Below are 24,772 nucleotides of genomic sequence, written 5' to 3' on the forward strand. Positions count from 1 at the left end.
AAAATAGTATATAATAATGAGTACAGAGTACTATTTTGAGTTAAACCCTTTGTTGAGTCGCCAAACTGGAACAAAGGGTTTTTAGTTTTCTTCATTGAAAAACAGATCCTTTACAGTTGAATCAAGTGCTGTTGAAATTCTTTCCATCAATGACTTTGTCACATTTCCATAGTCTCCTCTTTCTATAGCAACTAACTTTTTAGGACTTGTTTTTACTATCTTACATAATTGAGCTTGTGTAAGTCCTTTTTTTATTCTTGCTTTCTTGACTTCCATATTACCACTCCTATTTTGTTTTAATACCATATTGGTAATCTATATTCATATATTATATCCATTTCGGTATGAAGTCAATACTAAATTGGTACTTTTTTAAAAATATTATATAAATATATTCCGTTTTGGATATAATACATATATAATTACTATGAGGTGGTAAAATGAATGTTGGTGCAAAGATCAAAGAAATAAGAGAATCTAAAAATTTAACACAAAAACAATTAGCCGAAAAAATTGGAGTTACGCCAGTTACTATAACTAGGTATGAAAATAACAAGAGAGAACCTAGCATAGAAACTTTAAATAAAATAGCTAAAGCTCTTGATGTAACTATTAACGATTTAGCTGGTGAAAAAGATACCGTTACTAAAAAAGTTTTAAAACAACTCATATCTGGAGGTGTAAATTTAGAACAATTATCTACAGATACAAAAATTCATATAGATAGATTAAATTCCCTACTTAAAAACGATGATGCAACTTGTGATGAAATTCAACAAATAGCTAAATATACTGATTGCACAGATGAAGAAATTGCACAGTGGATTCTATCAGATGCTGTTACAACAGCTGTATATAACAATAAAGACAAAAATAATCATCAAGCTGAATTATTAAAAAAAATTTTTTTAAATGGTAGAATCTCAAAAGACGATTTATTATCAGAATTAACTAATGATGATAAAGATTTTATCAATCAATTCTATCCATATATAAATAATAAAAATAATGAAGATTACATACAAATACCAGGAGGTTTTTTTGCAAAATCTGAGATTTTACATCCTGGTGCATTTTATGAAGCTATCGCCACAATTTGCTATTACGTAGATAAGGACTTCACGAAATTAAATTTATCAGATGATGAATATAAAAGTTTGGGCGAAAAATTAAAAAACCTAGTTGAATTTGAGTTATTTAAGATATCTAAAAGTAGAGACAAATAAACACCCACACTCGCCTTTAAAACGGGTGTGTTTTTCTATGAAAAAGTTTAGTATAAAAATTAGAATTATGCTAATACTATAATTGATCTTAAGCAAAGGAGTAATTGATATGAATTCTATTATTCATAACTTAAAAACTATATTAGAAACATATAATTTACTAATTTCTGCATCAATATCAACAATTATTATTTATAGAATAGTTAGGAGACAAATAAAAAAAAATCCTTTAGTATTTAACTGCTAGAGGGTAGTTAATTAAAGATTAAATAAAAATAATTATTTCAATAAAATTTTTGCAATACGCTTCAAGCGTTGTGCAAAACCCTAGAACAAAATTAAGCTATTAATCTTTGCATTGGTAAGTAAGCATATTTAACTATTTGCTCTGCTCTTTCTTTGCATATAGCATAAATATCATGGTATTCTGTACCATTTTCCATTTCTTCCCTTACTGTATTTAATATCATATCTTCTATAAATGCTATAGTGTCTAATACCTTTCTAGTTGCATATTCTCTTTGTCCTTTTTTAATACCTACTTGGGTGTTTACCAATCTTGAATAATTAGTAAATATTAAATCTGGATTCTTTTCATATGTTTTGCTACCTTGATTAATTGCATATTTTAGTAATTCATCTAGAGAATCCGTCTCACTTCTTCTTACAAGCTTTCCATTCTTTCTTGTTTGGAGCCATTCACTGGATTGCTTTTCTTTAATAAAGGCTTCCATTTTATTAAAAGCTTCAATATATTTTAATTTCCACTGCAAGGCTTTTTGTCCTGTAAATCCCATAACAAGCAAGCTAAATCCATCACGTGTCATAATATATTCTGGGTATTTCTGATTATTTTGTTCATGCAAATAACTACTTTTTATAAAATAATTCCTTATAGGGGTTTCCTCAATTTTGTGGAGACCCTTAATAATATTTTCAATATCTCTTAATACCTGATCGTGCCTTTTATCAAAATTTTTAGCAATAATCCTACTGCTTACTAATGCTCTTTCTCTCTTTGTAAATAACCCTAAATCTATTAATTCTTTCATTAAATTTTCCTCCTAAAATTTATTTATCTAGGAGCGACCGGAACATACCCGGTCATTCCTCTCTCCTAGGAGGTTCAGCATGTCTCACGACGTTCTTTGCCCCAAAATAAAAAACACCCCAAAAGGTGTTTTTTATTATTTTTGAATATAAAAAAGAACCACATGAGTGATTCTTTTATTACTATTATTGTATGCTCTTAGTCGAATACGCTACTTAGCTGCTCTAACTGTCCCAATTGCTGTAAATTAGTTTTAGCATATTGATTATTAGAATCTAATTGTATAGCTTGATTAAAATACTTCTTAGCATTTTCATAATCTTTGTTACCTTCATAGTCTAACCCTAATATATTATATGCATTTGACTTTTCTTCATTAGATTTAGTATTTTCTATATATTTATTTGCAGCACTGATTGATTCGTCATATCTTTCTAAATGTGAATAAACATATGCTAAGGCATAGTAACTTTCATTATAACTAGGAGATATTTTGATCGCTTCATTTAAGATTGTTGCTCCCTGATTTAAGTCTTTATCTTTTCCTTTTCCTTCAATATACATCCAAGCTAGATCATTCATAGAATCTGTCAACACATCTTTTCCATTTTCTTTTTCCCGATATACTTTCCATCCACCATTGTCATTGACAATATATCTTTTATAATTTACTGACGCATCCTTGTTATTATAATTATCATGGCTACTATCAACTACATTAAATTCAACAGCATTTTCATAAGTAATGTTATCTAATTTTTTATTTTTGTACTCATTACCTTTATCTATTTTTGCACCTTTAAAAGTATAAGTTTCTTTTTGAGTTTCAACCCATTTTATAAAATCTTCTTTTTGAAAATTCTTCTTACTTGCCTCTGCCAAAGTATCATAGGCTGCTTCTGCATCTCCATTTTTAATATTGTCATAATAACTATTCAAGACTTGAACAGGATCTCCTTTAGGTGTACACCCCACAAATCCAACTGATAAAATTACTATTGACATTATTGCTAGTTTAGAAAGTAATTTTTTCAACATAATCTCCCCCTTAATTCATACTTTATCAACAATATTGTAACAAATTGTATATATTTTGTCCAACCTATTCCATAATACAAGATTTATGGGGTAATTTCTATTAAAATGCATTTCAAAGAATGTATCATTATTCCACTTAAAATAGCGTTAATTATACTACTTCTTTGTAAGCTTATTTTCTGCTTCTATTTCAAGTTCAGCACTGGCTAGATACAACTTTTGTTCATATTCAGGCATATTATAAAATTCTCCGAATCTTAAATTATGCCTTACCCAAAGAAAATTTATTAAATAAAGTTTGTATCTAGCCCTGATGAGTTTTTTATATCTTCTATATCCTCAGCTTCATCATTGTATCCACTTAAATCAAAGATCTTGTTTATTAAATCATCCATTTCTCCTGCAAGTAATCGCCTTTTTATAACTTCTTTTCCATTACTAACGCTTAAAGCAGCTTTTAATTTCTCATTATTCCAATTAGGGGACACCGTAGCTTTTTCAATTATATCTGCATTAAAATTTTCATCATCAAATACATCTTTTTCAAGCTTAGAGCCTTTTACCTTTTCTGAATGTGTATTGTCCTTTCTTATTTTACTTATCTGCTTGCCTGTTAGAGCCTTTAATTTTATTGGTATTCCAAGCCTCTGTATAACAACTGTCCTTGTAGGTACCTCTATTTCACCTAAAAGCGCATCTATAATATCATCTTCACTCATGTTTTGCATTTTTTCTATATCCATATCTTAAATTCCTCCTAAATAATTATTTTAAAACATAAGAAAAGAACCGCATTTAAGCGATTCTTTTAAAATTATTAACTATTAATTTCTAATATTAAGCCTTTCTTTAATGGCTGATTGTAATACCTGTGAAAAGTTAATTTTATTTTCTTCAGCTATTTTATTTAGCCATCTTGGTAAAGTCACATTTTTGTTGACAGATTTATTCATCATTTCGTTTCTAATATCAACCATATGGGCTGTAATAGGAACAACAAACTGACCTTTAGTAACTTTCACATCTTCAGGATTAGTTGCTGCAGGTATTTTTTCACCTTCATCCTCTAACCCCCACAGATAACCTTCAAGTAAATCTTTTGCCATATACATTGCTTCATCTAAGTTATCCCCAAACGTAGCACATCCTAAATCAGGAAAATTAACACAATATTGATTTTCCTCTCTTTCAAATACAGCTGGAAAAGTATATTTATCTTTCATAAACAACACCTCAATAATTATTAGTATATTTTATTGCAGCAAGAACTATTTAATTCCTGCCTGTTTAAGTATCGCGTTTAAAGTGCCTTTAGGAATATCACCTTTATGATTAGGAACTGGCACTTTATTAGGTTTATCCTTATGTTTGAAATACATATGAGATCCTCTTTGATAAGAATAATACCATCCAGCTTTTTCTAGCTTTTTAACCAGTTCTTTGATTTTCATAATTTTCCTCCTAACACCTATAATTTTAAGCGTGTTGTTTATGCGTGTCAAGATATATAAATATACTTATTTTCATCTAAGCAACTTCTATTTTATCCAAAAGCTCATAACCACTGAAATTGAAAGGTGTTTCCTCTTCTACGAGGTCTCCTGCTTTTAAATTTATTAACTGCAGCTTTGTAGCCATGCAATTTTTTAACCTTATGGATTCATACCCATAAGCTTCGGGGTCGTCAAGTTTAGTTATTATTTCGAATCTCTTGAATCCTCTTTCTATCATATCACTTGTTACTTTATAACCTTTCATGGTTCCAGTACCTTTTTTTATCCCTGATTTATATTGAACCCAGTCCGCCCCCAATAGATTGAGCTCTTTAATATCTGGTTCCACATCTGCTGTACACTCCTGCAGGTTGGTCTGTTTAACTCCATCAACTAAAACTTCTCCAAAACGTCCATGTATCGCCCTTCCTGCCTCTAATACATCTGTCATAATTTATCCCTCCTATTCCTAGCTTATATAGCCAGTTCCGTATATTTTCTTCATTACATTTACGTAATCCGCAGCCCATTTCCAGTAGAATTCATCATCTTTTGCATTTACCTGCAGGTCAGTGTCAACTTCAACTGAAAAATCTCCTATCACTCCATCAATTTGCAGTGTTTCGAAGTACTGCTTTAATGCCGATAAAACAACTTTCTGCCCTAAATCTCCATTAGGAGTTTTTCCTATATAGTCTCTTTTTGTAATAGTTGTATCTGCATTTACTGTGTGCATGAATCTAACAGCTCTAATATATCCAAGAGACTCACTCTGGTCTTCTCCATAGGATTTTAATGTATTCACATCATCAACCACTATGGCATTTGTAGCAATACCATCTCCTGCAAATATCAAAGTTCCTGATTTCAAACATTGTACTATCTGTTCTCTGTTTAATTTTGGGTATACATCTGAAAAGATAGTTTCTTTATTGCAGATACTTTCCTTCATAGTTGCGGCTGCTATTATTCCTGCCACATAACAAGCACTTTCTGCAGGGGTATAAGTTACGCCCTCATAAATGCCCCCATTACCTACATTCACTACGCATTCATCATTAAATGCCTTTGATTGTGTATTGGCAGCATCAATACTAGTACTAGATGAACCTCCAAAACAACCTATAACGTCATAGCCTACAGCTTTATTTCTGTCTATCCATGCCTGAACTGTTGTTTGAAGGGCAGTATCTGCTATACCATCCAATGTAAATACATTTATCTTGTATTGTTCAAAAGCTGCCATAGCATCCACGTAGTTTTCATTTGTTATATTCTCAGTTCCATTGCTGCCACCTTCCAGTGGTTGATTTACTATGCTTGCCAAAGTATCGTTGCCATCTGCAACTTTAGTAGCTTTAAGCCATATATTTTCACTGTCTCCATTTATCTGTTCTACAATTTCACTTATGCTTCCGGATACCTTGAATGTATATAACTGTCCAGTTCCTTCATATAAAGTTACATCTATTAAGGTTTCATCTGCAATATCAGGCTTTACTGAAACATTAAAGTTCCTAGTTGTAGGATATAAAGTCTCAAGTTTTATAACATCCACAGGAGTTCCAGTAGTATCCTTTAATGTTATGCTTGCAGCTTTTTCACTATCATCGCCCATCCTATATAAGAGAAGCTCTGAGGGCTGCCCCAAAAGAACTAATCTCCCAAGTCTATAGGCACTTAATGTACTATTACTTCCAAATGCCTTTATCAATTCCGATTCTGTACTTACAGAAGTAACTTTCTTCATAGGCCCCCAATCGCTCTTGACCGGCATAGCCACAACTCCCTTAGTGCCTTGTGTCAGCCTGTTTTCAGCCATCCATTTAAACCTATTGTAAAACCCTGGTATAATCTGTTTATTCGTTTCACTCCAAGTTCCTGCCACCTTATTTCACCTTCCTTTTTAGAAAATCTTCTATTAATTTCTTAAAACTTTCTTTTGTAAGTTCCTTTTCTTTACAATCAAACAAAGCACCCACTGCCACTTCTCTTTTATGGCCTGTAAGTGCTTTACTATTTTTAATTAAATCCTCAATTGGGTATTTAACTTCTGGCTTAGTTGTATTGACCTCCACTGTAGATATTGGCACACTTGAACTTGTACTACCACTTGATAATGTACTTGTTTTTATATCCACATTTGTAGTTGAAGCTTGTGTCTGAATATTTGCCCCACTAGAAATAGGTTTATCTTTTTTATCATCTACAGCACTATTTACAGATGTAACCGGTGTTGAACCTATACCACTAATTGATGAAGTGTTAGCACCTGTGGTACTTTCAGTTGAAGTGGCTTTATCCTTTACGTTATCTTCTGCCATAAATTACTCCTCCTTTATCGAACCCCTGCCATAGATTTTATTCATGACAGGAATATTTTTTCTCTTGATATTTTCAAGCCTGAAAAAATCCACGCTAAGTTGACCCACAGTAAATGGGTCTGCTTCTCTATCTTCCCTTATGCTGCTTATGGTCAAATACCTTCTATCTGCTATATCCAAAGGTATCTTTGTATCCTGGATTAATTGACTTTCTACAGTATCAATAAATTTATTGGCCATACTTTTATCTCTGCTCACAAAATGGCATCTTATAGTCTTCATAACCCTGTTAGCTCCAAGTGTTGCAGGAGATAAATCAGTTTTAAGTACCCTGCACAATACAGAAGGTACCGCAAAATTTTTTACCCAGTACTCAGGATACACAGGAATATTTATAAGACCATTTATATAATTGGATACAGCTCCAACCCACGAATCTACATAGGATTCACTTTCTTCATGAAGAGCTATAACGTTGAATTTAAGCCCCCTTGCAATAGCATCCCATTCTTCGTCTATAACATCATCACCAATGGTTCCATTAAAAACACATGTATAACTTTCCCCTGTATCTTTTGTTATAGTCTGTAAATCCAATGCTGCTATAACTTTTTCCATCAAACTATCCAGGGTATTGAATGTCAGCCTCTTATCATAAAGCCATATCTGTATGCCTCTACTGTAGGATGTAGGATTGTTCTGTTTATCATCAGAGCCTTGAAGAATTACAGCATAAGGCTTTTCTGTGGATTTATCAGGAACAGTAGGTTCATAACACTCTTTAAGCTCTGGAATACTATCCAGTAACTTTTCCCTTATTCCGTCACGCATATACTAATCCTCCCATAATCTAATCACATCATCTCTGATTTTATATTTATTTTTTTCCATAGTAGGACCTACTGTTGCATATTTCTTGGTACCTGGATGATGCACAAGCTTAACTGGATGATCTGCATCCTTCCAATATAAGGCTTTCTTATTCTTTGGCCTTATTATATGCGGTTTCGAACCATCTTCAAGCACTCCCCCGTATTCCACTCCATGACTTAAAGAAATAGTATATTCCTTATTTTCAACTTTCACATCTCCATGAAGCGACTGTCTGGCATGTGCTGACCTATCTTTCCATGGTGCATTCATTTTAGCTTCATTTTCTAAATTTCTTGCCCAATTATCACAGAAAGAATGCATTAAGGCATTTTTCCTATTTATAAAATCCAGTACATTATCACTAAAAGCCATTACATCACCTTCTCCAAGCCGCAATCATACCCACATATTTCTCCATTTATTATCTGTGGATACACATTTTTTACTTTCATATGACCATAAGAACAGTCAAATTCTATTGAAGTTTTACTGTCTACACTTAAATCTGCTTCGCTGTCTGCAAGCATTCCATAGGCTGTATTTTTATAAGAAGTACCTATTGTACCTGAAGAAACTGTTATACTGCTGTCATAAGTTTTCTGTGGAAATATCCTAACTGTTAAAGTTATATCTTTGGACACTTCTGCAAAATGACCATTTACAATCTCTTTGACAACCTTAGTAAAAGATATTTCTGTAGGGTTTTGAGCTATGCTCCAGTTTATATCCCTTTTTCTTCTCTCTGCTGTAATCATAGGTTTATCTCCACATCTGAACCAATTATAAAACTGCTTCTTCCGGTACACATTGACTTATATTTCTCTGCATTTTTGTAACATAGGTTTGCCACGTCAGTGATAGTTGAATATTGATATCTCTCTTGTCCAACTTGATATTGATTAGGAGTATCGATATTACTCTCCTGCATAGTGGCTTTCATCATCCATCCTTCGCTGGCGGCACAATATATACAGTCTGCATCAGATATTAGAGAATCCAGTTCATCATCAGTGAACGTCTTGCTGTCCCTATCGTTTAGCAACATTCTTAATTTTGTTCTTAAACTATCAGTGGGTGTCACAATATCACCTCCATGAAAATAGAGTCCATTTAAAATTAATGAACCCTATCCTAAAGTTATTTCCTGTACATTTTCATCTATGGCAGCATAACATCCCCTGTAAGCATATCCTACAATCTGCTGTTCCACTAATCTTGAAAGATCCCCCGCCTGTGATTCTATTTGAAGGTCCTGTTTCAAAAGCTCCTTGAATCCTCTCTTAGGTCTTATCAGGTAACACTTTCCATCAGCTACTCCTGGATATGAATAACTCTTTCTTCCAACTTGAGTAGCCCATCCATCATAGTAAACTATTGAACTTATTCCACTTACAGCAGGATAAGTAGTGCCATTTATCTGATATCCACCTTTAAGCGCCATTTCAATATTATCCTTATTCATACTGGATGCAAGTAAAACAGTACCTGGCCTTTTAGCCTTGTTACAATCAATTATTGCCTGGGTCAATGTTTTATAGTACCTTACCCACACGTCCTCATCAGCTGACCCCTGATATGGAGTTTTATTAGCTGTCTTGTAAGTATAGTTGATTATCGGAGAAAGATATATGTGGTTAAGAAGAGCATTATACGCTTCACCCATAGACCTGTTCAGTATATCCACAGAGAAATTATCATTAAAATCCTTCATTTCCTTTGTATATTCAAAACCAGCCGTATAAGTTAAAAGCCTTGCAGTTGGCCCATATTCAACTTGAAGGGCACCAAATTTAACTTCTTCCCCTTCCATATGCTCTGTAAATACTACCGTTCCGGTCAAAGCCCATTTTGCATCTATAAGCTTTGGCATGGTTGGGTCTGAAAGCAAATCATAAATAGGAGAATATAAAAGTGGTATCTGCTCACGTCCAAGTTCAACGTCAAGTACCACTTTTTTTAACAAATCCTTATATTGTGCCAGGCTGTTGCTTCTTAGCATTTCCCCTATAGGTTTTGTAAGAACGTAAGTTTCCATTTCACCATTGACTATCTTTTTAGGAGCTAAATACTCTTTACCATTTAATTTAAAAGGTATTACGGTATCTATAGTCTGTGTTTTCTTTGCTTCTCTTAATGAATCTATACTATAAATTTTTACCATGTTTTATAAGCCTCCTTATACTTGTGGTCCTAATATGAACCATATTACATTGTTGCTGTCTTTGGCAGAGGATACAATCCCAACTTTTTTATTGGTACCAGCAGTTTCAGTTAAAACTTTACTGGTAGCATCAAAGTAAATCGAGGTACCTACTGCAAATTCCTCATCAGTCTTTATCTGATTTGTTTCATATTCTGCCTGTTCAATTGCAAGCACTACTTCTTCTCCCACTGCTGCATCTTGATTGGCAAGTCCAAAGAATCCTCCTATCTGATAAAAGTTTCCTTGTGCAACTTCCTCTGTAGCTGTAAGTCTGACTGATTTACCATCACTGATTTTTCCACTTGATATATTTATTATCGTACTTGGCGTAGGTTGTCCTGTAAATGCCATCTATAATCACTTTCCTTTCCTTAAATTGATATCCTTCTAGTCTTTAATATACCTGATGTTTCGGTTTTATTGTCAATTGAAGTACCTATTCCCGGTGCCATGTCAATATGTTCACCAGATATGAAGCTTTTTACAAAATCATCTTTTAAGATATTATCAATTTCACCTGCTATAATTTCTTTTGTAGCTCCATCTTCAACTTTTAACATCTTTTTAACTAAGTTCTGAGCTATCTCTCCTGCAACTTTTTCTTTTACCAAATCATCTACGACCTTTTTAAATTCTGCTTTTTTAGAATTTTCTACAGCTTCATGGGCTTTTTTAGCTACATCTACTATATCTATCTCACCTGTAACCCCTAGAACTTCCTTTACTTTTTCAAGTGTCTCATTTTCCTTCTTAATAGTATTTACTATATCCATCTCACCAGTTATTTTAAGATTGTCTTTAATCTTATCAAGTAAATTTTCAGCATCAACAGCACTTTTGACATCTGCCATTTCTCCGGCTATTTTTTCTTTTGTAAGTCCCATCTCCCCAAGTACCTGGGAATAGGTAACTTTTCCAGTCTGTAATAATCCATTTAAATTAGCCATAATCTCTTTAAATTCCATAATCGTATTTCCTCCTTTATTATCCATTTCACTTGAAGTTACAGGCTCATATATTCTTTTTTCCATAACTTCCGTCTTATCTCCAAGGGCTATTTTATTATCTTTGTCTATGGAAAATGGTATGCTGTAAAGTTTTGTAGGTTGATCCCTTTGTTCGTGCTCTACTATAACGGTGTTATTATCATATCTGATATTTCTAACCCATACATAGTCTTGACCATCTTTTACGTTTAAAGCACTTTTAACAGATTCCTTCAACTCCTGTTTAAGTTGTTCAAAGGTTCCGTCAAGCTGTTCCCCTTTTGCATCTAAATTATCCATCTCCATACCTACCACATTTGTAGGCATACCTGGCCTGTGAAGTGGTGTCCAATCAATAGACAATGGATTGTATCCCACTACATTTACCCCAGAAGTATCCCTTTTTATCTTTGGATAGCCAAATATACTGACTTCCTTAATTCTTTTGGTTCTTATCCATCTCTTAAGATCAGGAGCAGCCGCATCAACTATTCCCCTAAAATATGCCTTATTGTCTTTCATCTCTGCCCCTACCCAGTGTGTTACAGGGATTTTGAATTCGTTGGACAGGTTTTCTGGTTTTTGGTGCCCCAAAAATCCACTTAATGTATTTTGATTTACATAGTTTACTATATCCTGCAAAGCTTCGGGTTTGTAATTCCAACCTCTCTTACTCTTAGCAGCAGGTATTTCTACAACTACTTCCAGAGGATCTTTGTCCATTGATTTCATTAAATCTATATCTGCCCCTGGAGCTGCTGGAATAGTACCCGGCTTTATTTGAGATATACTTGCATTTATAGGATCTATTTCTCCATAAACTTCACTATCCATCTCTCCTATAGGTTTATATAGGAACATTATTTATCACCTACCTATATTTATATCTCTGTTTTCTTTTTCCATATGCAGAGGCATAAATTAAACATATTAATTTGTATCCAAGCCTCTGCATATCTTTTCCCATTTTCCTCGTATTTTGTAATGTAGTGATGCATTTTTTTCCCTCCTATCTTTTCATATCTTGAAGTGTCTTTCTGAACTCTGTAACAAATTTATTAGTAGCTTTATTGACTAAATCATCTACAAAGATATCATCATCTATTTTTGCATCAACGCATATATTACTCTGAATCAATTCTTCATTGAATACACTTGGATTATCTCTAACAAGCGCATAAATCGCAGTTTCTAAATCATAGATTTGTTTATGTTCTAATCCCACATTGTAAACAAAATTAAATTGTTCAAGTATTTCATGGATAAATACTGATTCTTTCATTGATTGTGGTAGGCTTTTATCAATGTCTATACTTAATTTATCAGCACAGCTTTCACCAATTCTATCCCTATCTCTAGCCAAATTTTCAGTATAATTAACTGTATAGATATGTCCTCCAATTTTAACTTTACCAGGTATATTCAAAACAATTCCTCCTTAATTTTAAGCACAATAAAAGCACCTACTATTTTTTAGTAAGTGCTTATTAAATAATTTCTATTTCTTTAGCAATCTCATTTAGAGATTTACCATTAAAAAACGGATCCTTTAACAGTATATCTACGTCATTATAACTTTTATTAACGTTACCATACGACATTGAAATATTATCATGGCTTAACGGAATAATTGAACCATTCACATTATTATAGTTAAACTCTATATCCTGTGTTAGTGACAATATTAAATCTTTAATTGATTGTGCATTCATAAACATCACTCCAATATATCCTTGTGAATTTTCCTTTCCTTTTCAGTTAACTCTCTGGCAGGTCTTCCAACTATTTTTCCATTTTCCCAAATAATATCATGTGCATGTTCTCCGTTTTTACCATATGGGTGCATCTTAGGATTTCCATGATTAGTTGGATTTATTTGTGTTTTCATTTTCCCTTTATTGTCATATATAGTTCTATTATTAACTTTGCCATCCTTACTTAACTTATCTATAATAGAATTAGGTGTAGTTTCTGCCGGAATCTTACCTTTGCTATCTATTCTCCTAATACCATTATAAGGTATTTTACTGATATCATCAATATACATGGAAGATTTCTTGTAAATATTTTGATACCAACTTTCAAGTCCTGGTTCACTTCCTGGATTCTTATTCCACCTTTTAAGCCTGTCAACAAAATCACTGGGGTTTTCATTTACTGTAAGTGTTACGCAGAGGCAATTCGGGTGGAAGGGATATGCTGGAGCTTTATCAACTGGGTAACAACCAATTCCAAGTCCGTATTCATCAACACCACATATATGGTCGCATATATCATATTTGGGATGTGAACCTGATAGTATAAATTTGACTCCACTGCATGAAGGGCTTACCATAGCACTTTGAATGGTAGCTTCACCGTATGCAGCAGTCATTTCGGTTCTTGCAAGTCTTAGAGATTCATAGCATATATCCTCTGGCACCCTGCTTCCCATTCTTTCCATCATATTAGGATACTGTTTTGCCAATGTTTTTTTGCCAGTTTTTACATACTTCTCAAGCATCCTAGCAGTCTTTACACAGTCTTGCCCTTCAGCCACTGCACCCTGGATTATCTCAGTCATATTGACCCTGTAATGTTTTGATTTACTCCATATCCTGTCTGAAATGTATAAACCCTCATGAGTTCTTGACCAACAGGTTTCTATAGCTCGTTGATTTGCACTGAAATGTAAATTTCTAACCTTAGATGCAGATACCTTAGATACTCCAGCTTCCTGAACTGCTTTAATATCTATGGCCTTTGCATACTCTGTAGCTGCTTCTGCATTTGCCTTGATATATTTTTCAAGATTCATAGTGAGCTGGCCTTCCAGTTTATCCTGCTGTTTCTTAAGAGCAGTAATGAGAGTTTCCAGTTGTCTTCTCCTAATCTTAGAGGTACCTTCTTTTTTAAGCTCATTAGATATATCATGGACAAGTCTTACATACAATGCTCTTATTTCAGTTTCATTGTTAAGTCTCAGGTCTATATACTTACTTCTGGCCTTAAGTGCCCATGTTTTGTAATCACCTGCTGTCTTTTTAAGATCGTCTATTTCCTTACTCATTTACAGTACCCTCCTGAGTACTTAAATTATTTATTTCATCATCAAGCTTTTTCTTTTCATCATCAAGGCCGCCTGAATCCTGCATCCTAAAGTTGAGCATCTTATCTTTAATTATCTTTTCCCTTTCACCAACTATACCCTCATCACTAGATATGTAATCACTCATGGTATCAACATACCCTGAAAGGAAATTAGCAGCAGATTCCACTGAAATAAATCCTCCTGTAATCGCAGTTTCAAGGGCAGTTGCAATATAGTTAAGAGTTTCAGCACTTTCCTTATTATCCTTAGGAGTGACTTCATCCCACCCCAAGGTAACATCATAACTTGCAAAATTACCACCTGCAGATTGAGCAGACATTATGAGTACCATCCTTGCAAGTATACGCCATTGTTCAGTGAATTGTTCCCTCTTACGCCTTATCTTATTGGCCATTATAGGCATCTGCTCTTTTACACTGGCAAGAGCACTTGGAGTATGTACCCCAAATACAAATTCAGGGACTTCACTAACATCAACAATACAATAAAATAAGAGGCTTAACAGTACCTTTGCATCACCTGTGGCACTATTAACCTCTACAAATCCTGCATCTTCATCAGATGCCATAAATAAGACCTCATGTCCATCTAAGTTTATTTTTCCACCATCTTTTGCAAACTTTACTGGATCTTCAACTCCAAAATTATTGGCCAAGAAACTTTTAACATCCTTAAGTTTCATCTTCAATTTAGGAGTACTATGCATTTTGCTTCCCTTTAATGCATGAAGCATAACATCATGATAGGCTTTTAGTAATGGTTCTATAGGTTCAATATCACTCTGCCCATACTTTAGTGTTTCATCAGGTTCATTTTTAAAATGCACTATAGGAATGAAACCCCAAGGATTAGGTATTGTACCTGCTTGTATACCTTCTGGAGTATCTCCTGTTATTTGTATAGTCCTTTCAGTAGCTGTTATGGCTTGAGTGATATCACATTTAAATTTATTGCCCTCTATGTCCTGCCATTCCTGATGGCTTTTTAAAATATATGCGGTTGGTTCCCCTGTGGTAGGGTCAAGTAATATATCCTTAATTTGCTCTGGAGGGATAAAATTATAAACCAATCTATTAGGTTTATCGGGGTATAGTGGATTGGCAACCTCTTCCCTTGTAATCCATACATAGCTGTCACCAAGTTTCAAGGCATCAGTATGTGTCTTAAGCATCTGCGAGGTATTATCAAGAATAAAATCATCAAGAATCTCCTGTGCTGATTCATCTGCACAGTCAAAGTGAGGTACCCCCATAAAACCTACAGTGGAATTTATTATAGGTCTTACAAAAGGAGCACCCAATTTATAGTCGTCATTATTATTCTGATATAATTGCCTTGCAAGTTCATAATCCACCTGTGAACTATCCAATTGATATGTTGATGTAGCAGCTCCACCAGATATACGCATCTGCTCACCTTTCGGATTCAGCAGTTTCAATTTTACACTTTTAATAAAAGACTTTAACCCCATATTCTCACCCCTTTCAATAAAGATAAATCACTACTTGATACTGGATACAATGTTTGGATTAAATATCTAAGTGCATCCATAGCATGGTCATTCTGCTTTAATGGTTTATCCTCACCATGTTTTTGTGCTTTATCATCCCATATATAAGACTCAAATTCTTTTATGAGATTAGGACACCTGTTCTTAACTATATGAATTCTTTCATCATTGAGCCATGTCGTTACATTACTTATTCCATCTATTACGGTATTATCTGCTTCAAGTACGGATATTCCATCTTGTCTAAATAAGTTAATTAGTGATGTAGCTGATGGGTCTATTATTACGTTTCTAGGTTTTATACCTTTAGCAAAATCTTTGTAATCCGATAGGAATAAATTATCTGTCTTAGGGCTACCGCCATCACCTTTGTTATAATATTCATCAACTATGAATATATGTGGTATATGTTCATACAACCTAACTGCGGCTTTCAAATACACGTGGGGATTTGTTATCCCATAATCGCATGGGATATAAAATATTAAATTGTCTCTAGGAACCTCATCTATTGATATACAATGCTTTTTCTCATCAAATCCAGGGTATATAACTCCATCTGCCATTACCCATAACCCTTTGATAAATCGATCATAAAATAATCCCGAATAAGCTTTTTTTATATTTTCCTTATATTCCTCACTTAAAGTTAAATTATCATCTAAATCAAAGTGCCAATGGCAATATTCATTCTCCTTGCACTTATCAATATATTCAGTTCTTATATAGTGATAAGGACTATCTGGATTAGTTGTCCAAAAAGCCTTTGCGCCTTTTAAACTCATTCTTGATAATGCTTGTTTAACGAAACTCTCATGATGCAGCGTTATTTCATCAGCCATCCATCCACCAATAGTGATACCTCTTATCTTCCCCTCGTCATTTGCTTTGGAGCCTCCTCTGCAGTAACATATTTTTGTTCTGCCATCATAATTTATTATAAGTTGGGCTCCACCTTTAGAACTATCCTGATAAGACGCTTTATTTTGGCCAAGAATATATATCATATCTCCTATAACATTTCTATATAATGAATCAGTGCTTTCACCTGACATGAGAAATTTATCATACGGAGAATTCAGTATAAATAAAGTCCATGCTAGATTTACTATAAATGTTTTACCACTCCTTACACTTCCTTCAAGAATATTAATAAAGCCCATTTGATTATTTAATAATTTCTTCACAACATCCTTTTGTTTAGGAGAATATTTATAACTCATTTTTCAAACCTTCCAGCATCTCTTTTAATACTCCATCATTTCCTTTATCCTTATCAGGATTTTTAACCTTCTCCACCTCAGCCCTAAGCTTTTCCATCCTCAACCTCTGTTCTTCTGTTGCCATGTCTGGGTTGTTATGAACCATCTCATCATGTTGCTTGATAAGGCTCCTTAACTCTGCCATAGCCCTTGATTGAGCTTTAAGGAATGTGGCTTGTCTGTCCCATGCAAATTGGAACTCATATTCAAATTCTTTTTCTGATTCATTAGTGGAAGTTTTCTGCGTGCTTCTATCTTTAGTCTTAACCTTGGACTTTTTAAGTTCCTTAATCATTTCCTCTTTACTCTTAACATCCATAATTCTCTGAGACCTTGCTATGGCCGTATATTGAATTATTATATTTTCCCAGAGCATATCCAAAGGATTTTTAATCATAATATCCTGCACCACCTCCATTGTTTCAGGCGGAAAAATCTTAGAAAAAAAGCCATGGGATTCAGCGTTTTTGTTTCCCTTTGGTACGCTGCTCACATGACCTTTTGAATTCTTATTTTGTGGTTGGCCGCCCTTTTTTCGTTTAGTTGCGCAACTATTCCCGTTTGATTGCGCAACTTTATTTTTATTGTCCCAATTATCCTGAGCTTTCCAATTTCTAACCTGACTTTCGGAAACATTTAAAACCTTTGCTATATCCTTACATAATAGTGTTTTACCCGATTCTAAGTACATTTGTTTAGCTTTATCCCGGTTCGGGCTTCTCTGTCTCGGCATCTCTACATTGTCACCACCTGCCTCATTCGTTTTGTTTGGGGGATGAAGAAAGAGCCCTGTTGGGGGGCTCTTTGAATACTATAAAAATATATCTTCTTCAAAACTAGATTCTTCTTCAATTTGATTCTTCAGTTTAACACATTCATCGTAATTGAATATATATTTTTCACGTGATAGATTAATCTTATTACTATGGTTGAAAACAATTAAAAATTCATTAAGCAGACCAAAAGTTTCTTCTTCATTTGTGGTATTTTCATTTTCTATACTTAATATATATTTATCACTATCAAAACTTTCAACAGATCTATATAAATCAATTAAATCATCTTCACTTCTAACCCTCTTTACTATAGAAGAATTTTTGCTAGTCAATAAATCTATCAGCACATCCAAATCTTTATCTTTGCTATAGCATCCAATTGCCATATTAAAATACTTAGTGTGTATAATGCGACGTTTACTTAACCTAGACTTATCCCATTGTTCAAAAATATCACTGCTTATATACCTTTTTCCCGATTTATCTTTATCAAAAAATCCTATATAAACTTCATCATAAATAAAATTTATATTTTTTCTTATATCCAACACTCGTCTATCATAACTCTCATATTTTTTGTCTGTATACGAACTATCATAATATTCAATAAACTCTTTTATAATTGGATAAACTATTGCTTTTCTAAACTCCTTATAATCTATATCATAACAAAAATCTAATACATTATAATACTTAGATATTTTTTCTCCTTGTATCATTGTCCATAAATACACATCTTGTTTCTCCTTTGAATCATAGCAAATATAACTCGCCGCAAAATATTCTTGAAATGACTTGTGAATCCATCTATATTCAACGCCATCTTTTATAAATATCGGAACAGCATGAACAATATCATAAATGAAATCATTTGCTTTAAACTGTATTCCTACCGCCATTGATTTCGCTTTATTTACTATTTTAATAAGCTCCTCCTTGCAATAACTTATCCCTTTGCTTAATGTAATAAATCCTAATATTCTAAGCACCCTATGAAAATCCTCTATATCAAGTTTGCTATTTTTAGGATGTACATAGGCTCCTCCTTTAGTTCTATCATGATCCTGAAATAAAGCATCATATACTTGCCTATAAAATATTTGTTTTTTGTAAGGAACTACCCTTTTATATTGAAAAGCTATATAAAGTAATGAAACCATTAAAGGATTTACCAAAAATTCATCAATTATTCTTAAATTTTCTTCACCATTAAGACTTCTTATTAATTCTTTTGATAGTTCTCCATTATTGTCATATTTACAAATTAATTCGTATGCTTCCTTTTTAGTTAATGCTTTTATATCAAACCTTTGAAAATCTGAAAAACAACTGAGAGCATTTTCATCTCTAGATGATATCACAAAATTATTACTCAAATTTTTTGTAGTTGAAGTTTTTGATATGAAATTTTGTAGATTTTCTGTAACTTCTTTCTTGTTTTCATCTATTATCTCATCATATCCATCAAAGAAAAACACGAAACCACCTTCTTCAATTAAATCTAAAATCTCCTTTTTACTAAAATATTCTTTTATGCCATTAATTTCACTAACAATAAAATCAATTATAGAAGTATCTACTTTTAATTTTCTTAGTTCTATTAACACCGGAATACCCTTATTTTCTTTTATAATACTCAGATATAAATATTTTAATATAGTTGATTTCCCCATTCCAGCACTATCTACCAATAAAACTTTGCTATAATGTGGTACAAAATTATCATGATATCTATCTATACAAATTCTAACATTATCTTTATTATTTGTTGAACATTTTGATACATTTAATGGTATGTATAAATCATCTATAGTCTTTTGCTGATTTTTAAAAGCAATAGTATTCATATATAAATTGCTATTATACGAACGCTCCATATATTCATTAAATTTATCTTCAAAGCCCAATTTATTATTAATATTTAGTAGTTCTAGCCGCGGCTTTATATATGTACTTATAACTAATTTTATCATTTCACTTATACCAGCAGTAACTGCTATCTTTGTAAATTCTTCCATACATTGCTTACCCCCTTGTTTGTATTAACCTTCTACAAAATAACCCAAAATTCCTCCTAAATTTTAGAGGAATTTAACATTTTATGTTGAATATTGGTATTGAAGGAGGTGATTGCTGTGGGTAAAAATCAACATGTTACTTATAATAAAGATGATAACACTTGGAATGTAAAAGGTGAAGGCAATTCTAAAGCAACTAAAATTACCAACACCAAACAAGAAGCTGTTAATATTGCTAGGAAAATAGCCAATAATCAAGATTCAGAATTAGTTATCCATGGAAAGGATAATAAAATCCAATCCAAGGATAGCCACAGACATGATCCTTTTCCACCAAAAGGTTAATTTCTATCATAATTAGGAGTTAGCCTTATCCTATAACCACTAGCTGCGTCAGCATCTTCATTTGTTATTTCAGCTATGGTTGTATGATTTTCTTCGTCAGTTTCAACAACTATTTTAGTATATTTATCTGATAACACATCTATACTCTCCATTATATTCTCACCTCACCCTCCTAACAGCACCCTTGACCCTCCTGTAGCACTCATGCCGTATCAATTTTTCTATATCAGAAAAGGAGAGGTATTCGCCTCTCCCTGGTTTGTCTTTATTTAGTTTTCTATCCTGGTTAAGCTTTTCTTTTAAGATTTCTCTTATCTTCATACCTCTCACCTATTTCTTTTTTACGTAAGAAGAGTATATCTGAAATTTAAATATTAGTGTAAAAAGGAGATATGTTAAACAGATATACTCATAGCAAGTAACTATCTGGAGGTTAGTTACACTTATATTCATATATATGCTCTAACTTTAATATTTATACACTCTCTAATGATTCTCAACTCTTATTCACAGATTTGATATTTTACTCATAGTATGACATTGTAAACAAACTTACGGAGGTACCTATGAGTATCAATGATTCTAATGACAACTCCAATGACAAAGTTGAAAATTCTTATGACTTTGGAGCTTCCATGTATTGCCCATACTGCTCAATGCCCTATACTGGACCAATCCAAGATGAATATATAGATGTAGATCCTTATGATAAAGACTTTGATGAAAATTTTGATGATGACTTCAATCCCGGATATAGACAAAGACGTCGTAGAAGACGTAGGCGTAGACGCAGAAGGCATAGACGTGGGTTCCCTCTTTGGCCATTAATATTTTTCTACGACGACTGGTATTGGTAATAAAAAATATTTTACACTTTATAAATATACTTAATTTAATCATTATAAAAAATAAGCACCCTAAATAATGAGTGCTTATTTTAATAATATTATTTTTTAAGGATAGAATCTTGATACATCAATTTCTGGCGGTTGCATTTTAAGTTTTAAGTGCCCTGCAACCACAGACACAGACTTAAATTTACATTTGGTGGGAACCTAATTTATAAGCCATTTTTTTATTATATACATTACTTGTTACAATCCAATGTCCTATGTGACAACTATTTGTAAACAATGCAAAATAGACACTGCATTAACAGTGCCTATCTCTGACATACACATATATAGTTTTATTTTATTTGCGGTTTCCCGCATTGGTAGCTATACTTTAGGCTATAGCCAAACCTGTATACTTAAGAAAGAATAATTCTATATTTCATGCCACCATTAAAATTAAAAATCAATTCTTTATTCGTAAAACTAATATCCAAAACTCCATCTTCCGTTATCGTGACCATTGGAGCAATAGACTTTACGCCAACGTCACACCCACACTCGAAAAGTGTAATCGTTGATTCTGCTACACCTTTACTTTTGGGTTTTCCCCAATCTTCTTCCTTGAAATCTTCTATGCAGAATACTCTCTCTATTTTATTATTATCTATGATATTACATGCTTTCTCAAAAGAAATGTCCATATTTTCCCCCATACATCCTCTTTAATATTATCCTAATATATAGTACTATTTCCTTTGAGTAAAAGCAAGGCCCCATTTAACCCTGGAGCCAGAGGTTTATTTTAAGAGGGTATTAAAATTAAAATTTAACTTTATTTTCATTTGCCAATCTTCTCGGAGTGTCCCATGTAACTACAGGAGCAACCTCTTTATTTATTACTATATCCCCGTCAGGATTCGTTTTATATATAGACCTATTCTTTTTTACAAACGCACTATCACCTATATATTTATTTGCTTCATAGTTAACTGCCTTTACCACCTCTCGTCTACATGTTAAGGCAACCCTATGTTCACATTTTAAATTACTAAAATTTCTTTGGATGCATTTTTCTACAGTATCTTTTTTAATATTTAATTTTCTAGCAATCTCAGGGGCTGTTAACCCATCTAAATACAAAATCTTAACTTCTTCTTTATTTAACACAGCTCTCAAATCATCAGCTCCTAAAAAAGAATATAGTTCACCCAAACCATAAAAGTGGACATGTTTTATTTTTACCAAATTGAATTCTTTGAATTTCATTTATATTATATACTATTTCTTAATGTATTTTGTCCCAACTTTGTCCTATTTTTGTCTCAAATTTGTCTCATTTTTGTCCTATTTTTGTCTCAAGATTTTTTAAGATTAAAAAAGGCAACAGCATTATTTTTCAGCTATTACCATACACCCCTTCCCACTTAACAATATCCTCCAGTATATCCTCTCGCCACCTATAGGCAGTGCTTCTCACGCCACCATACATTTCATTTGCTATCCACCCAACACCCTTGTTTAGCTTGTACTTATAAATAATAAATTGCATAATTTCTTCTGATAGTGGAGGGACTGTCAGGACTTTCTTCAACAGAGCTGTATTTCTTTTTAACTGCCTTATCCTGGACATATTCTTACGGAATTTTCTATTTACATATTTTAGTTCACTCTTAAGCTCCTTAATTTCTTTTGCATCTTCCTTTTCACTCGAGTGCTTTATATCCCACTGGATACTTTCCTCCTGATCCTGCAGGTCTTTACATTCCAATTCCAAAGCTTCCATCTCTTTCAAATCCCTAAAATAGCCATACAGCTTACCTTCTGTTCTTTTAAATGTTTCTTTGTCCAACATACAGTTCCCTCCCATGTACTTATTTAATTATGTCTAATTTCTAACCCCTCACTTACCCATCTGCTTCAAATCATCCTTAAAAGCCCTGGAATTACAAATCATATTGACATATTCTTTTATTTTAAGCTTCGGAACCTTAGTACTTTCCTTTTTCTTCTCTATATCAACATCAATTTGTTTTATGGTTAGGTTAAGAGAATTAATTTCTTCCTGCAGCAATTGGATTTTATCAAAATACCTTTCTCTTTCCAGAGTTTTGGCATTTACATAATCGACTATGGATCTTTCACTTTCTTCTAAATCTTCCTTCAGTAAATTTATTTCCATCAGAAGATCCTTAACAATATTTCTATTGGTTTTCCCAGGGAACCCAAAGTCTACTTTAATAAGTGTAACAATTACTGATTCATCTTTACTCAAAACAAGGAGTATATCATCCTTCACGTAAAATCTCCTGACTACCTTATCCTCACCAATCCGGTCCTCTATTAAGAAATCAGAATAAGTAAATATCTTATTTACATCCTGTATTATACGTTCATTATTGGCTGCCACATATTCCTGGACAGCAAAGTTACCAGTTATACCTTTCACTCTTTCTACATATCTCGTTTTGCAGTGTTTGGTCAAATCTATATGTTTACGTTCTGCCATTACTTCCATACAATCCCTCCATGCCCATTCTTTTTAAACTAACTTTCTACCGCATATAGGACAATACTTTATCTTAAAATGTCCTTGTGCAAGTCTATGCCTAAATAATACTATTCTAGGTTTATCACCTTTCAGTTGAAATATTACAGCTTCATTAGGTTGTGTTTCTTTACTGTCAGGGCTTTTATTTACAAGAATGCTTTTTCCATATTCACCGTCACAATATTGGCACATAAGCTATTCCTCCTTAACTTATTTACCTCCCATGCCTGTCCCATTCCTTTTTAAAATTCTTATAACTCTTAGCACTTTCCTTCCTGCAATTCCTAACAACTACATAAAGGCCTATTATCCCAACTATACTCAACAGAACCCATGCTCCCAAAAACACATACCCTAATTTTATTAAATGTTCCATCTACTCACCTTTTCCATAATCATCTATTTAACATTTCTAAAAAGCTTTATCTTATCTACCGTATTTAAAAAATCATATATGGTTTTCCTTTTCATTTCTCTTGTAAAGGCCATTTCATAACGCTTAACAAAATCATCTGCTGCAATATCTAATATGTTAAGATTATTTCCACTTTCATTTTTTGTATTTGCTTCATTGGGTGTATTTGCTTTATTGACTTTTGCTAAATTATTTTTTAACCATTCATGAGCCTCATTAACTTTTTTCATTTCTTCATCTTTCCCTGTAATATCAGGATGAACCTCTTTTGCTTTAGCTCTATATGCTTTTGAAAGCTGTTCTTCTGATATCGGAAACTTTTTTTCCATTCCTAAAACCTTAAAGGCTTCATTGGCATTCATCTAATCACCTTCCTTCAATTTAACGCTTACAACCAAAGGATCATCCTTTAGATGCTTTCTAGTATAAACCAAGCTATATGGTAACAAACTTGTCAAACACCCTTTTATACCCCATATAATTAAAAATGGTGCTGTAATTATAACTCCAACAACAGATAAAATAAGTTTGAATAACCCAAGATATGTTTCCTTTATATTCTTAAAATAATATCCTTTATTTCTAAAAACAAATACATACTGAATTCTCTTATTTGGATTATATTTAATTCTAATTTTTTTCAATATTCTCTGCTGCTGAATAGTTTTTATTATAGTCATCTACTCACCTTCTTTAAATTCCCATGTATAATAAATCCAATTTTGCACATACTATCTTTGTGTTCCATTATGTAATTATGTTTTAATGTATGTGTAA

At 32.9% G+C, this 24,772-nt stretch carries 36 protein-coding genes; 3 read left to right on the top strand and 33 right to left on the bottom strand.

Annotated elements, in window-relative coordinates:
• Nucleotides 1-81 precede the first annotated feature (81 nt).
• Entirely contained in the window at nt 82-276 is a 195-nt protein-coding gene (locus tag CKL_RS09585; protein ID WP_041700803.1) for a helix-turn-helix transcriptional regulator, read from the bottom strand.
• A 164-nt stretch (nt 277-440) separates the two neighbouring features.
• Here CKL_RS09585 and CKL_RS09590 point away from each other — a divergent pair, with 164 nt between their 5' ends.
• Complete coding sequence (locus CKL_RS09590) at nt 441-1,226, top strand: helix-turn-helix domain-containing protein (RefSeq protein WP_012102326.1); 786 nt, start codon at nt 441-443, stop codon at nt 1,224-1,226.
• A gap of 338 nt (nt 1,227-1,564) precedes the next feature.
• On the opposite strand, the gene CKL_RS09595 is transcribed toward CKL_RS09590, so the two are convergent.
• From CKL_RS09595 to CKL_RS09700, 22 genes are all read right to left on the bottom strand, one after another.
• Nucleotides 1,565-2,278, bottom strand: coding sequence for a Rha family transcriptional regulator (locus CKL_RS09595; protein ID WP_012102247.1), 714 nt, complete (start codon nt 2,276-2,278; stop codon nt 1,565-1,567).
• 197 nt (nt 2,279-2,475) lie between these two features.
• A complete protein-coding gene (locus tag CKL_RS09600) occupies nt 2,476-3,315 on the bottom strand; it encodes a tetratricopeptide repeat protein (RefSeq protein ID WP_012620535.1) in 840 nt (279 codons plus the stop codon).
• Between the two features lie 287 nt (nt 3,316-3,602).
• A complete protein-coding gene (locus tag CKL_RS09605) occupies nt 3,603-4,058 on the bottom strand; it encodes a phage tail assembly chaperone (protein WP_012102328.1) in 456 nt (151 codons plus the stop codon).
• A gap of 81 nt (nt 4,059-4,139) precedes the next feature.
• Nucleotides 4,140-4,538, bottom strand: a complete 399-nt coding sequence (locus CKL_RS09610) for a type II toxin-antitoxin system HicB family antitoxin (RefSeq protein ID WP_012102329.1) — start codon at nt 4,536-4,538, stop codon at nt 4,140-4,142.
• 45 nt (nt 4,539-4,583) lie between these two features.
• The gene (locus CKL_RS09615; protein ID WP_012102330.1) at nt 4,584-4,766 is read right to left on the bottom strand and encodes a type II toxin-antitoxin system HicA family toxin; all 183 of its coding nucleotides are present in this window, start codon (nt 4,764-4,766) and stop codon (nt 4,584-4,586) included.
• Nucleotides 4,767-4,842: 76 nt separating this feature from the next.
• Nucleotides 4,843-5,259 (bottom strand): phage tail tube protein, encoded by a 417-nt coding sequence (locus CKL_RS09620; RefSeq protein ID WP_012102331.1) that lies wholly within the window; start codon nt 5,257-5,259, stop codon nt 4,843-4,845.
• A gap of 18 nt (nt 5,260-5,277) precedes the next feature.
• Complete coding sequence (locus CKL_RS09625) at nt 5,278-6,696, bottom strand: phage tail sheath family protein (RefSeq protein WP_012102332.1); 1,419 nt, start codon at nt 6,694-6,696, stop codon at nt 5,278-5,280.
• Nucleotide 6,697: 1 nt separating this feature from the next.
• Nucleotides 6,698-7,132: a YqzN/YkzM domain-containing protein gene (locus CKL_RS09630; protein ID WP_012102254.1), complete on the bottom strand. Its 435-nt coding sequence runs from the start codon at nt 7,130-7,132 to the stop codon at nt 6,698-6,700.
• 3 nt (nt 7,133-7,135) lie between these two features.
• Nucleotides 7,136-7,963: a hypothetical protein gene (locus CKL_RS09635; protein ID WP_012102255.1), complete on the bottom strand. Its 828-nt coding sequence runs from the start codon at nt 7,961-7,963 to the stop codon at nt 7,136-7,138.
• A 3-nt stretch (nt 7,964-7,966) separates the two neighbouring features.
• A complete protein-coding gene (locus CKL_RS09640) occupies nt 7,967-8,377 on the bottom strand; it encodes a hypothetical protein (protein WP_012102256.1) in 411 nt (136 codons plus the stop codon).
• The gene (locus CKL_RS09645; RefSeq protein ID WP_012102257.1) at nt 8,377-8,760 is read right to left on the bottom strand and encodes a hypothetical protein; all 384 of its coding nucleotides are present in this window, start codon (nt 8,758-8,760) and stop codon (nt 8,377-8,379) included. The genes CKL_RS09640 and CKL_RS09645 overlap by 1 nt, the downstream gene beginning before the upstream one ends.
• Nucleotides 8,757-9,086 (bottom strand): hypothetical protein, encoded by a 330-nt coding sequence (locus CKL_RS09650; protein ID WP_012102258.1) that lies wholly within the window; start codon nt 9,084-9,086, stop codon nt 8,757-8,759. Before CKL_RS09650 ends, CKL_RS09645 begins: the two co-directional genes overlap by 4 nt.
• A 45-nt stretch (nt 9,087-9,131) precedes the next feature.
• Nucleotides 9,132-10,166 carry a phage major capsid protein gene (locus CKL_RS09655; RefSeq protein WP_012102334.1) on the bottom strand — a complete coding sequence of 345 codons (1,035 nt, stop codon included), beginning with the start codon at nt 10,164-10,166 and terminating at the stop codon, nt 9,132-9,134.
• Between the two features lie 15 nt (nt 10,167-10,181).
• Nucleotides 10,182-10,559 carry a DUF2190 family protein gene (locus CKL_RS09660; RefSeq protein WP_012102260.1) on the bottom strand — a complete coding sequence of 126 codons (378 nt, stop codon included), beginning with the start codon at nt 10,557-10,559 and terminating at the stop codon, nt 10,182-10,184.
• A 20-nt stretch (nt 10,560-10,579) separates the two neighbouring features.
• Complete coding sequence (locus CKL_RS09665) at nt 10,580-12,055, bottom strand: hypothetical protein (RefSeq protein ID WP_012102335.1); 1,476 nt, start codon at nt 12,053-12,055, stop codon at nt 10,580-10,582.
• A 148-nt stretch (nt 12,056-12,203) separates the two neighbouring features.
• Nucleotides 12,204-12,620 (bottom strand): hypothetical protein, encoded by a 417-nt coding sequence (locus CKL_RS09670; protein ID WP_012102262.1) that lies wholly within the window; start codon nt 12,618-12,620, stop codon nt 12,204-12,206.
• Nucleotides 12,621-12,681: 61 nt separating this feature from the next.
• Complete coding sequence (locus CKL_RS09675; protein WP_012102263.1) at nt 12,682-12,906, bottom strand: hypothetical protein; 225 nt, start codon at nt 12,904-12,906, stop codon at nt 12,682-12,684.
• A gap of 5 nt (nt 12,907-12,911) precedes the next feature.
• Nucleotides 12,912-14,243 (bottom strand): hypothetical protein, encoded by a 1,332-nt coding sequence (locus CKL_RS09680; protein WP_012102264.1) that lies wholly within the window; start codon nt 14,241-14,243, stop codon nt 12,912-12,914.
• The gene (locus CKL_RS09685; RefSeq protein ID WP_012102265.1) at nt 14,236-15,756 is read right to left on the bottom strand and encodes a phage portal protein; all 1,521 of its coding nucleotides are present in this window, start codon (nt 15,754-15,756) and stop codon (nt 14,236-14,238) included. The genes CKL_RS09680 and CKL_RS09685 overlap by 8 nt, the downstream gene beginning before the upstream one ends.
• On the bottom strand, nt 15,747-17,018 hold the full coding sequence (locus tag CKL_RS09690) for a PBSX family phage terminase large subunit (RefSeq protein WP_012102266.1): 1,272 nt from the start codon (nt 17,016-17,018) through the stop codon (nt 15,747-15,749). The genes CKL_RS09685 and CKL_RS09690 overlap by 10 nt, the downstream gene beginning before the upstream one ends.
• Complete coding sequence (terS, locus tag CKL_RS09695) at nt 17,008-17,790, bottom strand: phage terminase small subunit (protein WP_012102268.1); 783 nt, start codon at nt 17,788-17,790, stop codon at nt 17,008-17,010. The genes CKL_RS09690 and terS overlap by 11 nt, the downstream gene beginning before the upstream one ends.
• Nucleotides 17,791-17,868: 78 nt before the next feature.
• On the bottom strand, nt 17,869-19,851 hold the full coding sequence (locus tag CKL_RS09700; RefSeq protein WP_012102269.1) for an NACHT domain-containing protein: 1,983 nt from the start codon (nt 19,849-19,851) through the stop codon (nt 17,869-17,871).
• 117 nt (nt 19,852-19,968) lie between these two features.
• Between CKL_RS09700 and CKL_RS09705 the strand changes: the two genes are divergently transcribed.
• A complete protein-coding gene (locus tag CKL_RS09705) occupies nt 19,969-20,196 on the top strand; it encodes a DUF2188 domain-containing protein (protein ID WP_172634756.1) in 228 nt (75 codons plus the stop codon).
• Here CKL_RS09705 and CKL_RS20725 read toward each other — a convergent pair.
• Complete coding sequence (locus tag CKL_RS20725; RefSeq protein WP_172634757.1) at nt 20,193-20,348, bottom strand: hypothetical protein; 156 nt, start codon at nt 20,346-20,348, stop codon at nt 20,193-20,195. The genes CKL_RS09705 and CKL_RS20725 overlap by 4 nt on opposite strands.
• Before the next feature lie 7 nt (nt 20,349-20,355).
• Nucleotides 20,356-20,517, bottom strand: coding sequence for a hypothetical protein (locus CKL_RS20730; protein ID WP_172634758.1), 162 nt, complete (start codon nt 20,515-20,517; stop codon nt 20,356-20,358).
• Nucleotides 20,518-20,762: 245 nt separating this feature from the next.
• Between CKL_RS20730 and CKL_RS09710 the strand changes: the two genes are divergently transcribed.
• Nucleotides 20,763-21,053 carry a hypothetical protein gene (locus CKL_RS09710; RefSeq protein ID WP_012102271.1) on the top strand — a complete coding sequence of 97 codons (291 nt, stop codon included), beginning with the start codon at nt 20,763-20,765 and terminating at the stop codon, nt 21,051-21,053.
• Between the two features lie 395 nt (nt 21,054-21,448).
• Here CKL_RS09710 and CKL_RS09715 read toward each other — a convergent pair whose 3' ends face one another.
• The 8 genes from CKL_RS09715 to CKL_RS09745 form a co-directional block, all read right to left on the bottom strand.
• Nucleotides 21,449-21,733 (bottom strand): hypothetical protein, encoded by a 285-nt coding sequence (locus CKL_RS09715; RefSeq protein WP_012102272.1) that lies wholly within the window; start codon nt 21,731-21,733, stop codon nt 21,449-21,451.
• 118 nt (nt 21,734-21,851) lie between these two features.
• A complete protein-coding gene (locus CKL_RS09720; RefSeq protein WP_012620539.1) occupies nt 21,852-22,298 on the bottom strand; it encodes a helix-turn-helix transcriptional regulator in 447 nt (148 codons plus the stop codon).
• Nucleotides 22,299-22,428: 130 nt separating this feature from the next.
• Nucleotides 22,429-22,884 (bottom strand): hypothetical protein, encoded by a 456-nt coding sequence (locus CKL_RS09725; RefSeq protein WP_012102274.1) that lies wholly within the window; start codon nt 22,882-22,884, stop codon nt 22,429-22,431.
• 48 nt (nt 22,885-22,932) lie between these two features.
• The gene (locus tag CKL_RS09730) at nt 22,933-23,547 is read right to left on the bottom strand and encodes a hypothetical protein (RefSeq protein WP_012102275.1); all 615 of its coding nucleotides are present in this window, start codon (nt 23,545-23,547) and stop codon (nt 22,933-22,935) included.
• Nucleotides 23,548-23,571: 24 nt separating this feature from the next.
• Nucleotides 23,572-23,772, bottom strand: a complete 201-nt coding sequence (locus CKL_RS09735; protein ID WP_012102276.1) for a hypothetical protein — start codon at nt 23,770-23,772, stop codon at nt 23,572-23,574.
• Nucleotides 23,773-23,794: 22 nt separating this feature from the next.
• Nucleotides 23,795-23,956, bottom strand: coding sequence for a hypothetical protein (locus CKL_RS20735; protein ID WP_155814023.1), 162 nt, complete (start codon nt 23,954-23,956; stop codon nt 23,795-23,797).
• Between the two features lie 23 nt (nt 23,957-23,979).
• Nucleotides 23,980-24,357, bottom strand: a complete 378-nt coding sequence (locus tag CKL_RS09740; protein WP_012102277.1) for a DnaJ domain-containing protein — start codon at nt 24,355-24,357, stop codon at nt 23,980-23,982.
• On the bottom strand, nt 24,358-24,675 hold the full coding sequence (locus CKL_RS09745) for a hypothetical protein (RefSeq protein WP_012102278.1): 318 nt from the start codon (nt 24,673-24,675) through the stop codon (nt 24,358-24,360).
• Nucleotides 24,676-24,772 lie beyond the last annotated feature (97 nt).

This window comes from Clostridium kluyveri DSM 555 (assembly GCF_000016505.1).
Classification (GTDB): Bacteria; Bacillota; Clostridia; order Clostridiales; family Clostridiaceae; genus Clostridium_B; species Clostridium_B kluyveri.

Excerpts from the sequence above, each read along its gene's own strand:
- CKL_RS09585 (WP_041700803.1), bottom strand. The coding sequence starts at position 276 with ATGGAAGTCAAGAAAGCAAGAATAAAAAAAGGACTTACACAAGCTCAA.
- CKL_RS09590 (WP_012102326.1), top strand. The coding sequence starts at position 441 with ATGAATGTTGGTGCAAAGATCAAAGAAATAAGAGAATCTAAAAATTTA.
- CKL_RS09595 (WP_012102247.1), bottom strand. The coding sequence starts at position 2,278 with ATGAAAGAATTAATAGATTTAGGGTTATTTACAAAGAGAGAAAGAGCA.
- CKL_RS09600 (WP_012620535.1), bottom strand. The coding sequence starts at position 3,315 with ATGTTGAAAAAATTACTTTCTAAACTAGCAATAATGTCAATAGTAATT.
- CKL_RS09605 (WP_012102328.1), bottom strand. The coding sequence starts at position 4,058 with ATGGATATAGAAAAAATGCAAAACATGAGTGAAGATGATATTATAGAT.
- CKL_RS09610 (WP_012102329.1), bottom strand. The coding sequence starts at position 4,538 with ATGAAAGATAAATATACTTTTCCAGCTGTATTTGAAAGAGAGGAAAAT.
- CKL_RS09615 (WP_012102330.1), bottom strand. The coding sequence starts at position 4,766 with ATGAAAATCAAAGAACTGGTTAAAAAGCTAGAAAAAGCTGGATGGTAT.
- CKL_RS09620 (WP_012102331.1), bottom strand. The coding sequence starts at position 5,259 with ATGACAGATGTATTAGAGGCAGGAAGGGCGATACATGGACGTTTTGGA.
- CKL_RS09630 (WP_012102254.1), bottom strand. The coding sequence starts at position 7,132 with ATGGCAGAAGATAACGTAAAGGATAAAGCCACTTCAACTGAAAGTACC.
- CKL_RS09635 (WP_012102255.1), bottom strand. The coding sequence starts at position 7,963 with ATGCGTGACGGAATAAGGGAAAAGTTACTGGATAGTATTCCAGAGCTT.
- CKL_RS09640 (WP_012102256.1), bottom strand. The coding sequence starts at position 8,377 with ATGGCTTTTAGTGATAATGTACTGGATTTTATAAATAGGAAAAATGCC.
- CKL_RS09645 (WP_012102257.1), bottom strand. The coding sequence starts at position 8,760 with ATGATTACAGCAGAGAGAAGAAAAAGGGATATAAACTGGAGCATAGCT.
- CKL_RS09655 (WP_012102334.1), bottom strand. The coding sequence starts at position 10,166 with ATGGTAAAAATTTATAGTATAGATTCATTAAGAGAAGCAAAGAAAACA.
- CKL_RS09660 (WP_012102260.1), bottom strand. The coding sequence starts at position 10,559 with ATGGCATTTACAGGACAACCTACGCCAAGTACGATAATAAATATATCA.
- CKL_RS09665 (WP_012102335.1), bottom strand. The coding sequence starts at position 12,055 with ATGTTCCTATATAAACCTATAGGAGAGATGGATAGTGAAGTTTATGGA.
- CKL_RS09675 (WP_012102263.1), bottom strand. The coding sequence starts at position 12,906 with ATGAATGCACAATCAATTAAAGATTTAATATTGTCACTAACACAGGAT.
- CKL_RS09680 (WP_012102264.1), bottom strand. The coding sequence starts at position 14,243 with ATGAGTAAGGAAATAGACGATCTTAAAAAGACAGCAGGTGATTACAAA.
- CKL_RS09685 (WP_012102265.1), bottom strand. The coding sequence starts at position 15,756 with ATGGGGTTAAAGTCTTTTATTAAAAGTGTAAAATTGAAACTGCTGAAT.
- CKL_RS09690 (WP_012102266.1), bottom strand. The coding sequence starts at position 17,018 with ATGAGTTATAAATATTCTCCTAAACAAAAGGATGTTGTGAAGAAATTA.
- terS (WP_012102268.1), bottom strand. The coding sequence starts at position 17,790 with ATGCCGAGACAGAGAAGCCCGAACCGGGATAAAGCTAAACAAATGTAC.
- CKL_RS09700 (WP_012102269.1), bottom strand. The coding sequence starts at position 19,851 with ATGGAAGAATTTACAAAGATAGCAGTTACTGCTGGTATAAGTGAAATG.
- CKL_RS20725 (WP_172634757.1), bottom strand. The coding sequence starts at position 20,348 with ATGGAGAGTATAGATGTGTTATCAGATAAATATACTAAAATAGTTGTT.
- CKL_RS20730 (WP_172634758.1), bottom strand. The coding sequence starts at position 20,517 with ATGAAGATAAGAGAAATCTTAAAAGAAAAGCTTAACCAGGATAGAAAA.
- CKL_RS09710 (WP_012102271.1), top strand. The coding sequence starts at position 20,763 with ATGAGTATCAATGATTCTAATGACAACTCCAATGACAAAGTTGAAAAT.
- CKL_RS09715 (WP_012102272.1), bottom strand. The coding sequence starts at position 21,733 with ATGGACATTTCTTTTGAGAAAGCATGTAATATCATAGATAATAATAAA.
- CKL_RS09720 (WP_012620539.1), bottom strand. The coding sequence starts at position 22,298 with ATGAAATTCAAAGAATTCAATTTGGTAAAAATAAAACATGTCCACTTT.
- CKL_RS09725 (WP_012102274.1), bottom strand. The coding sequence starts at position 22,884 with ATGTTGGACAAAGAAACATTTAAAAGAACAGAAGGTAAGCTGTATGGC.
- CKL_RS09730 (WP_012102275.1), bottom strand. The coding sequence starts at position 23,547 with ATGGAAGTAATGGCAGAACGTAAACATATAGATTTGACCAAACACTGC.
- CKL_RS09735 (WP_012102276.1), bottom strand. The coding sequence starts at position 23,772 with ATGTGCCAATATTGTGACGGTGAATATGGAAAAAGCATTCTTGTAAAT.
- CKL_RS20735 (WP_155814023.1), bottom strand. The coding sequence starts at position 23,956 with ATGGAACATTTAATAAAATTAGGGTATGTGTTTTTGGGAGCATGGGTT.
- CKL_RS09740 (WP_012102277.1), bottom strand. The coding sequence starts at position 24,357 with ATGAATGCCAATGAAGCCTTTAAGGTTTTAGGAATGGAAAAAAAGTTT.
- CKL_RS09745 (WP_012102278.1), bottom strand. The coding sequence starts at position 24,675 with ATGACTATAATAAAAACTATTCAGCAGCAGAGAATATTGAAAAAAATT.